We start from the raw sequence: 8,651 nt of genomic DNA, 5'->3' as shown, positions 1-8,651 counted from the left end.
GGCGGGCTCCGGCCTGGCCGACGGCACCCTTCGGTGGGGCGTCGCGCACCGCCGGGGGCGGGGGCGATGACTGTGTCCGGTCCCGTCGAAGCGCCGGTGATGGTCGCGGCCTGGCCGGTGAGCGTCATGTTCGGCTTGCTCTTTCCGGGTTTTCCTGTCTTGCGCTCAGCTGCGGTGGGTGATGCCTGCGGTGGCGGCGGTGGCGAGGACAGGACCGGTGACGGGTGCGTCACCCAGTGCGGTGCCGATCGCGGTCAGGGTGGACTCGTCGAGAGCGAACCCGGAGGCGGCGGTGTTGGCGTGGACCTGCTCGGGGCGGGAAGCGCCGATGATCGCGGAGGCGACCTCGCTGCGGCGCAGTACCCACGCGAGCGCCAGCTGTGGGAGGGAGATCCCGAGCCCATCGGCGATCGGCACCAGCCGTTGCACGGCCTCCAGGGCCGTTTCGCTCCAGTTCACGTCCTTGGTGACGCTGGTGGCCTCGTTCGCGAAGCGGCTGCCCTCGGGTGCGGGCTTGCCCGGCTTGTACTTGCCGGTGAGGATGCCCTGTGCCAGCGGCGACCACACCACTTGTGAGATGTCGTGGCGCGCGGTGAGCGGGAATACCTCGGCCTCGGGAGCCTGCCAGAGCATCGAGTACTGCGGCTGGGAGGACACGAAGAACCCGTCCCCGACGATCTCGATCGCGACCCGGATCTGCTCCGGGGTCCACTCGCTGAACCCGATGTAGCGGGCCTTGCCCTGCTGGACCACCGTCGCGAACGCCTCCAGAGTCTCCTCGATCGGAACATCCGAGTCGAACCGGTGTGCCTGGTACAAGTCGACGTAGTCGGTGCGCAATCGGGTCAGCGAGGCGTCGACCTGCTTTTCGATCTGCACCGCCGACAGGCCGGCGTCCTCGTCCGACATCCGCCCCCACACCTTCGTCGCCAGCACGTACGAGTCCCGCGGCCGGGGCGACAGGATCCGCCCCCAGGCCTCCTCCGCGGCGCCCTGCCCGTAGATGTTGGCGGTGTCGAAGAACGTGATCCCCGCCTCGAAGGCCGCGTCGGTCACCGCGCGGGTCTTCTCCAGCGCGTCGCCCTCCGCGATCGTCAGCCACGAGCCCAGCCCGATCTCCGAGACTTCCAGGTCCGAGCTTCCCAAACGGCGGTACTTCATCTCTTTCTCTTTCTTCTCTCCTGCGCGGCGGTCTTTCCTCGTCGGCTTTCACGCTAGGGACTTTGAACCGGCGGAAACAGGCACCCTCAGTGACCCCCTTCCGGCACCCCTGCCAGCGCGATGTCACGGGCACAGAAGAGGACCTTGATCGCGCGGCGTTCGTCCCTCGCCCAGTACGCCCCAGCCACCTTCCTCCCGGGGCAGCTCCGGGTCAGACACCCGCCCGGGCCGGATCATGCCGTCCGGCACGGCGGGTTCGGGAATGCGGGTGCGGACCGGGGCGACGCCGCCGCGTGACCTGCGGTCGGACATGACCTGCACAGACAGCTCCGGGCCCGCCCTCGGGAACACCGGCGGACTCGTGCCCGCTCCGCTTCGGCGCACGCACCGTGTCGATGCCCCGGTACGGTCACAGGTCCAACCCGCACAAACGCGAGGCGGCCACCCGCACCACCGCGCCGGCGGACCGATCGACCCCACTTCCCCGCCCTTGCATCCCTGTTTGCGTGGATCACCCGTTGCACGCATCCGCTTCCCTTTTCCGCGTCCTTCCGACACAGGCGGAAGCGGCGGGGTTTGCCTATGACGTGCGGCTGCGCGGGCGGAGGGAGACCCTGTCAGAGACTCCCTGCCGGGCCGGGAGGCGGCTTTAAGATCGGAGACATGAGCCAGGAGCAAGAGGTGCGCGGCCGCATCCGGGACTTCATGATCTCCCGGCGCGAGCGCGTCGCGCCCGGTGACGTCGGCATCCAGCCCGGCAGCGGACGGCGGCGTGTGAAAGGGCTGCGACGGGAGGAGGCCGCGATGCTCGCCGGAGTCAGCGTCGAGTACTACACCCGGTTCGAACGCGGCGACGCCGTCGGCGCCTCCGATTCCGTCATCAACGCGATCTCCCGCGTGCTGCGGCTCAGCGACATCGAACGCGAACACCTGCACTGCCTCTACGCGACCCTCGCCGCGGGGAGCAAAGCCGAGCAGGTCCGCACCGTCACCGAGATCCGCACCGGCGTGCGGCGCCTGCTGGAATCGATGGAGAACATCCCCGCGTTCGCCGCCAACACCCTCGGCCGCGCGTTCTACGTGCAGATGTATGACGACGGCCGTACCCCCGTCAATCACACCTGGTTCCAGTTCATGCGGCAGCAGCAATCCCGCGCGTTCTGGGTCGACTGGGACGTGATCGCCGACAACGGCGTCCACATCCTGCGCGCCGAAGTCGGCGCCGCCAAAGACGACCCCGCACTCAACGCACTTGTGGCTGAGCTGCTACAGGTCCACGAGTTCCGCACTAGGTGGGAATCGCAGAACGTGCGCCGACACACCACCGGCCTCAAACGCGTGAATCATCCCATCGTCGGACGCATGGACCTCACCTACGAGAACCTGCACCCTGCCGCCGACTCCGACATCACCATCCTCACCTTCAGCCCCGAACCCGGCACCCCCTCCGACGACGCCATGCGCCTGCTCAACCTGTGGGCCCGTGACGAGGCCCGCACCGCACCCCGCACCACCTGATTCGCAGGCAGGAGCAGTGGCCGGCCAGGGCCGTCCCTCGGCGGAGCGGCCAACGCTGGCTGCCTGCACCCGCTGGTCTATGCCCTCATGTCCACCGCATCCCAACCGCGGAGAGTTCGCACAGCTTGCGCAGCGCGCGTGCATCGTCACCGCAGAGCAGCGACATCCGCTCGGCGCGTGCGCGGAGCCCCGACGCCTCGCACGTCGAACGGTGGTCGGGAAGCAGCCGCAGGTATGCCCCGCGACCCAGTTCACCGCTCCTCCGTAGGCGTGAGGCTCAAGAAGTGCGGTGACATCAGCGTCATGAGGCCCCCAGCGGCGAGTACGGCAGCGCACACCATTGCCGCGGTGAAGGCACTCCTGATGTCGGCGAGTTGACCCAGAAGGTTCATGGTGAGCACCAGCGCGAGACTCTGCACCAGAGTGATGACCGCCTGGACCCTGGAGAGGTGGGTCTCTGGGCTGGCCCCCAGCATCAGCGGACCGAGATGGGTGACGAAGACGCCGAGGCCGATGCCGAAGAGGACCGCCGCCGCCACCGCCAGGAATGCCTGGTGCGCGGCAGCGAGCGAGGCGACTCCAAGCGCCATTGGTACGACGCTAAGCGCGGCGGCGCGGCCCGGACGCCGCAATGCACCCCAGCGCGCCACCATCAGCGCGATGCCCAGGGCGCCGAGCGCCTGACCGCCCAGAACGAATCCGGCGGCCTGAGCGCCCCACGCGTTCTCACGCGCGATAAGGGGGACAAGAAGGGAGGTGACAGGTATTGCGAAGCCTGCGACCACACCGGTGAGGAGCAGCGCGGGACGAAGCACCGGGTGCCGGAGCGAGAAGGACACGCCCTGGACCGCCTCGCGCAGGATGTTCGTCTGTTCGGGAGACTGCCCGACATCGAAACGCAGGCGAATGAGCAGCACCACCACAACGGCGAAGACGAAGGTGAGGCCGTCGAACAGGGCTGCGGCGCCCAAGCCGCCGAGGGTGACTAGTGCGCCGCCGAGTGAACCGCCGACCAGCGAGATCAGTTGGGTGCCACTCTGGTTGAGGCCGACCGCACGGTCGAGACCGACCGTTCCCACCAGTCGTCTGGGCATCGAGCCCGATACCGGCAGGTAGAAGGCGTCGATCGTGCCTATGACCACTCCTGCCGCCAGGAGCAGCCAGAGCGGCGAGCCCATGGAGAAGGTCGCCACCGCCACAAGGACTGCCATCACGAGCATCGCCGAGTCGCCGACGATCAGGATGCGCCGTGCGGAGAACCGGTCGGCAACCGCCCCGCCCACCAGAAGCAGCAACGTCCGCGGAAGCGTCACGGCGGTCAGAACCAGCCCCGCAGCCCCACCACCGTGTGCAGTGGCCGCCCACCCCAGCGCGAAGAACATCGCGGCATCGCCAAGTTGGGAAGTGAGCGCCCCACTCAACCAAATTAGATAGTCTTTCGGCAGCTTTGCGCGTGTCTGTACACGGTCATCGAGGGCGGTCATGGGGCTCACAGTATCGAGCCTCGGAAGCCTGCCCCAGTGGCCCTGGACGACCGCGGTGATCACCGCCTTGCAGCCGCACCCCAACGATCCGGGCCTGGCGGTTGAGTCTTCCGGTGCGACACCTCACTGCCGCGGCTCGCTGCGCCGATCCGGTCGAACGGGGGTCCTGATCGGGCGGTCACGGTGCGGTCGGTGCGCCCGGACGCGGCTCACAGTTCCGACGCGAGGGTGACGTAGAGTCCATTGTAAAGGAACATTTCTAAAGGTACCTTTACAACGTGCCGTACAGTCAGAAGGACGAGTCAACGGGAGCCCTGGCCCGCACGACCCGGCTCACCGACCCCCGCGCTCTGCGCGCCTATGCCCATCCCACCCGCATGCGCCTCGTCGGCCTGCTCCGTACCGAAGGCCCCTTCACCGCGACCCGTGCGGCTGAGCTCACCGGCGAATCCGTCGCCAGTTGCTCGTACCACCTGCGGATGCTCGCCAAGTACGGGCTGGTCGAGGTCGCGCCGGGTGGCCAGGGCCGCGAGAAACCCTGGCGGGCCACAGCGCGCTTCACTCAGTGGCCCAACTACTCCGAGGACCCTGCCATCGCGGAGGCCAGCAGGGCACTGGAAACTACGGTCGCCGAACGCTACTTCGAGCTGATCACCCGCGCCATTGAAGAGCGCCACGATCTACCGCGCGAGTGGCAGGAAGCCGAGCACATCGGCGACCAAGTGCTCTACCTGACGGCAGAGGAACTCGCTGACCTCGGCGAAAAACTCGACCGTCTACTGCGCCCCTACGAGGACCGGCAGAGCGACCCGGCCGCCCGCCCTCAGGGCGTACGGCTCGTCCAGATCGTCCGGGCCGCCTTTCCCTTGCCGCAACGGCCCACAGGCAACGAGGAGACTTCCATCGCTCCGGACAGCACGGGCGGGCCGCGATGACGGCCGCGGGCCGCTTATCCGCGGCCGTCCCCGACCTCCTGCGCAAGCGCTCCTTCCGCCGTTACTGGACCGGCCAGAGCATCTCCCTAGTCGGCGACCAGATATCTCAGATCGCCCTTCCTCTCGTCGCCGTCCTCGCCCTCCACGCCGACGCCGCCCAGATGGGCTGGCTCGCCACGGCCCAGCTGATGCCCGCCCTGCTGCTCTCTCTTCCCGCAGGCGCCTGGGCCGACAGCAGAGCGCACCGTCGCCGCGTCATGATCGCCACAGACCTCACACGGGCCCTGCTCATCTTGTCGGTTCCCATTGCGTACGTGCTGGACGTACTCACCTTCACGCAGCTCTACGCCGTCGCCTTGGGGATCGGCGTGCTGACCGTCCTCTTCGACGTCTGCAACACCATCCTGTTCGTCTCGCTCATCCCCACCGAGCGCTATATCGAGGGGAACTCCCTCGTCAATGGAAGCCGGGCCATGTCGTTCGTCGCGGGTCCTAGCGCCGGCGGTCTCCTCGTCCAGTTGTTCACCGCGCCGCTCGCGCTCCTCGCTGACGCTGTGACCTATCTGGCCTCCGCCTGCTGTCTGGCCCGTATAACCCCCGTCGAACCGTCGGCCGTGCCACCCGCGAAGGGACACTTCGCTGCAGGCCTGCGGTGGATCCTCCGCTCGCGTGTCATGCGCGCCACGTTCGCCGGATCCGCCACGGTTCAGTTCTTCAATTTCATTTTTCACACGCTCTTCGTGCTCTACGCCACCACCGAACTCGGCCTGAGCGCAGGAGTGCTGGGGTCGGTCCTCGGAGTCGGTGCGATCGGCGGGCTGGTCGGTGCCGCCCTCACTGGCCGTCTCGTGCGCCGCGTCGGCATCGGCCCCGCCGTTGTCGTCGGCTTCGCGGCCTTCCCAGTCCCGCTGCTGCTCGTACCCCTCGCGGACGGCCCGGACGCGCTCGTCCTCAGCCTCCTCTTCCTCGCCGAATTTGGTTCGTGCGTGGGCGCGATGATCGTCGACATCTCGCTGGGCTCACTTCAAACGGCCCTCATTCCCCACGCCCTGCGCGCCCGCGTCAACGGGGCCTACCGCACCCTCACCCACGGCGTGCGCCCGCTGGGCGCGCTCGCGGGAGGAGCACTCGGCACGGCTATCGGGCTACGTCCGACTCTGTGGATCGCAACGGCCGGGGCCGTGATGTGCCTGGTCTGGGTGCTGCCTTCGCCGGTCCCACGTATCCGCGAATTGCCCGGCTCTCCGCCGGAGCCAGCACACGGCGCACCATCGGCATCGGGGTCCGCATCCTCACCCTCGTCCGGCTAGCCTCGCGTCAGAGGACCTGTTTCCTCGCGACTGAACGGGATCATCGGCCATGCTGGCTCGACGTAGGCAGCCGCATCCGACGTACGACGCAGATACAGTAACTCTGGAGAGAGGCCGCCTGCTCGGCTGCCGCCCGAACCTGAAGGTCGTGCAGCTCCGTCGGAGCCAGCGTCCCTATGACCGAGTGTTCGACGCCCATGGGTCGCGCCGCACGTGCCGCAGCCACTGCGTCTGCGACGGCGGTGTGCGCGTCATCGAGCGGCACTCCGTAGTGTTCGCAGAGCGCCTGGAGTTTCCTTGACCCCCCTCCGGTATCGGTGCACGTGCTTGTCCAAGACCAAGGGATCGATGACGGCTAGCGATGCCCCTCCCTACAACCGCTTGACCAACGGCTCTATGCCGTGCCGTCGGCACTCGCGGTCAAGGAGCGAGAGGTCGTACCGCGCGTTCATCACCACCAGCGGAGTCCCCGAGTTCAGCACCTCGGCGACAGCTGAGGTGATCTCCTCGATCGCGGGAACTGCCGCACCCCCATGCCTGCGGGCGTTCTCGATGCCGTCATCGCCGGCCTCACACAGCCGTGGAACTCCGGGGTTGTGGAGGGCCATGTCAACCGGATCAAGATGCTCAAACGCCAGATGTTTGGCCGCGCGGGATTCGAAGTTCTGTGCAAGCGAGTCCTGTTGGCGTGACCGAAGCCACCACACCACAAGAAGCAGATCAAAGCCGGAAGCAGCAATACTCGATTGCGACAGTCCTGGTGAGCTCGGTGAGATGCGTCCATGGACGGTGCAGCAGACGATGTGAATCAGGCAATCGCGGGTGAACTGCAGCTCATGGACCCGCACGTCCGCGCCTCGCGGGAACTTGCCGGACAACTCCTCGACCCGCAGTTTGTGGAGGTTGGTGGGTCTGGGCGACGGTGGACATACGAGGCCATGCTCTCCGAACTGCCCGACCATCCAGGTAGTTCACTGGATGGTCACCGCTTCGAGCCCTCAGACATCTCGGGCGTGCTGCTCGCCCCGAGGCTGGTCCATCTGACGTTCGAGACCGTCTTCGGCGAGCGCAGGACCAGGCACAGTTCGATATGGCGCAAGGGAGACGGAGCCGCGGGCTGGCGGATGTACTACCACCAGGCGACACGCGTGCCTCCCGAGGTGGAATAGGGCTCTACCAGAACCGAGTACCCCAACGGCTGCAAGCCGGGCGGCCTCACCGGCCATCGCATGGAGATTGACGGTCACGCTGAGTACGCGACCACAACAAGTGGGCCAGAACCAGTCCGGGCTCTGGTCCTACTTCTGTGACGCGACCGCTCTGATGACTGCTGAGCTTCTCCGTGGCCCTTCGGGTTAGGCCGCCTGCGCCCTCACGGGGCGCAGGCATCAGCTATCGACAGGCTGTTCTCGTAGAGATGGTGCCGGGTGATCCGGCCGTCCTCGACGGTGAGGCGCAGCGCGAACGGGCCCTCGAAGGACTTCCCCGTTGTGCGTACGGTCCCCGAGACGTGCCCCATCAGGACGGCGTCGGTGCCGCCGACGAGGATCGTATCGACGGACGCTCGCGTGTCCTCGGGCACGGTGTGCTCCATCAACTCCGTGAATTGGGCAGCGCATTGCGCAGCGGTGGAACGCGGGCGGATCCACGGGGCGGTGGGGTTCTCGGCGAGGAGCCAGTCGACCTCGTCGGCGAAGAGCGCGATGAGCCGCTCTGTATCCCCTGCCAGTCGGGCGGCAAGGAAGTCCTGCACGACGGCCCGGGTGGCCTCATCCGTAGAACGCGTGGTGGTGGCACTGGAATTGACGGACATGGCGCTCCTCGTGGCTGCAGCGGGGTCCTGCCGATGTGCCTGATCCTGCCGGTGGAAGGCGGAGCAGTCGATTACCTCGGTGGTAATGAGCGGCCACTGGAGACAGGGCACACTCCTCGGACGACGCTCACACCCGGTTCTGCCACCACAAAAGTTGAGCCAGAGCCGCCAGACGTGAATGAAGCCACCCACCGCTGTTTCAGCTCGGCCATCACGGCGTGGGCGGTTTCCTCGTTGGCGGCAGTGATGTCGAGAACCACAAGGCCAGGCTCGTCGATGTGCTGCGTGTCGATCTTCATGCCGAATCTGACGCGGCCATCGCCCGGTCGGGTTCGCTGGCGCCGTGCACACCATCCGTACGAGCGAGGCGAGGCCTCGCCCGCCGGGGCGGTGGTTGACGGTGCCGCCTGCCCCGCGCCCGGTGACGGGG

General features: G+C 67.4%; 8 protein-coding genes and 1 pseudogene. 4 read left to right on the top strand and 5 right to left on the bottom strand.

The window, feature by feature from the left end:
* Nucleotides 1-165: 165 nt before the first annotated feature.
* Nucleotides 166-1,161 (bottom strand): aldo/keto reductase, encoded by a 996-nt coding sequence (locus tag ACFU8Q_RS35825; protein WP_384462620.1) that lies wholly within the window; start codon nucleotides 1,159-1,161, stop codon nucleotides 166-168.
* A 663-nt stretch (nucleotides 1,162-1,824) separates the two neighbouring features.
* Between ACFU8Q_RS35825 and ACFU8Q_RS35820 the strand changes: the two genes are divergently transcribed.
* On the top strand, nucleotides 1,825-2,679 hold the full coding sequence (locus ACFU8Q_RS35820; protein WP_384462617.1) for a helix-turn-helix transcriptional regulator: 855 nt from the start codon (nucleotides 1,825-1,827) through the stop codon (nucleotides 2,677-2,679).
* A 251-nt stretch (nucleotides 2,680-2,930) separates the two neighbouring features.
* On the opposite strand, the gene ACFU8Q_RS35815 is transcribed toward ACFU8Q_RS35820, so the two are convergent.
* Nucleotides 2,931-4,163 carry an MFS transporter gene (locus tag ACFU8Q_RS35815; protein ID WP_384462614.1) on the bottom strand — a complete coding sequence of 411 codons (1,233 nt, stop codon included), beginning with the start codon at nucleotides 4,161-4,163 and terminating at the stop codon, nucleotides 2,931-2,933.
* Nucleotides 4,164-4,441: 278 nt separating this feature from the next.
* Here ACFU8Q_RS35815 and ACFU8Q_RS35810 point away from each other — a divergent pair, with 278 nt between their 5' ends.
* Both ACFU8Q_RS35810 and ACFU8Q_RS35805 read left to right on the top strand, forming a co-directional pair.
* Nucleotides 4,442-5,098, top strand: a complete 657-nt coding sequence (locus ACFU8Q_RS35810; RefSeq protein WP_384462611.1) for a helix-turn-helix domain-containing protein — start codon at nucleotides 4,442-4,444, stop codon at nucleotides 5,096-5,098.
* Entirely contained in the window at nucleotides 5,095-6,408 is a 1,314-nt protein-coding gene (locus ACFU8Q_RS35805; protein ID WP_384462608.1) for an MFS transporter, read from the top strand. The genes ACFU8Q_RS35810 and ACFU8Q_RS35805 overlap by 4 nt, the downstream gene beginning before the upstream one ends.
* Here the strand turns inward: ACFU8Q_RS35805 and ACFU8Q_RS35800 are convergent.
* A pseudogene (locus ACFU8Q_RS35800) lies at nucleotides 6,405-6,965 on the bottom strand (exonuclease domain-containing protein); the annotation flags it as partial. The gene ACFU8Q_RS35805 and the pseudogene ACFU8Q_RS35800 sit on opposite strands and share 4 nt — an antisense overlap.
* Before the next feature lie 225 nt (nucleotides 6,966-7,190).
* Here ACFU8Q_RS35800 and ACFU8Q_RS35795 point away from each other — a divergent pair.
* Entirely contained in the window at nucleotides 7,191-7,577 is a 387-nt protein-coding gene (locus ACFU8Q_RS35795; protein WP_384462605.1) for a DUF4440 domain-containing protein, read from the top strand.
* A gap of 203 nt (nucleotides 7,578-7,780) precedes the next feature.
* Here ACFU8Q_RS35795 and ACFU8Q_RS35790 read toward each other — a convergent pair whose 3' ends face one another.
* Together ACFU8Q_RS35790 and ACFU8Q_RS35785 are read right to left on the bottom strand one after the other, a co-directional pair.
* Entirely contained in the window at nucleotides 7,781-8,221 is a 441-nt protein-coding gene (locus ACFU8Q_RS35790; protein WP_384462602.1) for a nuclear transport factor 2 family protein, read from the bottom strand.
* A gap of 71 nt (nucleotides 8,222-8,292) precedes the next feature.
* Nucleotides 8,293-8,520 carry a DUF6207 family protein gene (locus tag ACFU8Q_RS35785; protein WP_384462599.1) on the bottom strand — a complete coding sequence of 76 codons (228 nt, stop codon included), beginning with the start codon at nucleotides 8,518-8,520 and terminating at the stop codon, nucleotides 8,293-8,295.
* Nucleotides 8,521-8,651 lie beyond the last annotated feature (131 nt).

Source organism: Streptomyces sp. NPDC057543, from assembly GCF_042801895.1.
GTDB lineage: Bacteria > Actinomycetota > Actinomycetes > Streptomycetales > Streptomycetaceae > Streptomyces.
This window is presented reverse-complemented; position numbering and strand designations above follow the sequence as displayed.

Bases quoted from the DNA above. Each gene is read 5' to 3' on its own strand.
- ACFU8Q_RS35825 (WP_384462620.1), bottom strand. From the start codon at position 1,161: ATGAAGTACCGCCGTTTGGGAAGCTCGGACCTGGAAGTCTCGGAGATC.
- ACFU8Q_RS35820 (WP_384462617.1), top strand. From the start codon at position 1,825: ATGAGCCAGGAGCAAGAGGTGCGCGGCCGCATCCGGGACTTCATGATC.
- ACFU8Q_RS35815 (WP_384462614.1), bottom strand. From the start codon at position 4,163: ATGACCGCCCTCGATGACCGTGTACAGACACGCGCAAAGCTGCCGAAA.
- ACFU8Q_RS35805 (WP_384462608.1), top strand. From the start codon at position 5,095: ATGACGGCCGCGGGCCGCTTATCCGCGGCCGTCCCCGACCTCCTGCGC.
- ACFU8Q_RS35795 (WP_384462605.1), top strand. From the start codon at position 7,191: ATGGACGGTGCAGCAGACGATGTGAATCAGGCAATCGCGGGTGAACTG.
- ACFU8Q_RS35790 (WP_384462602.1), bottom strand. From the start codon at position 8,221: ATGTCCGTCAATTCCAGTGCCACCACCACGCGTTCTACGGATGAGGCC.
- ACFU8Q_RS35785 (WP_384462599.1), bottom strand. From the start codon at position 8,520: ATGAAGATCGACACGCAGCACATCGACGAGCCTGGCCTTGTGGTTCTC.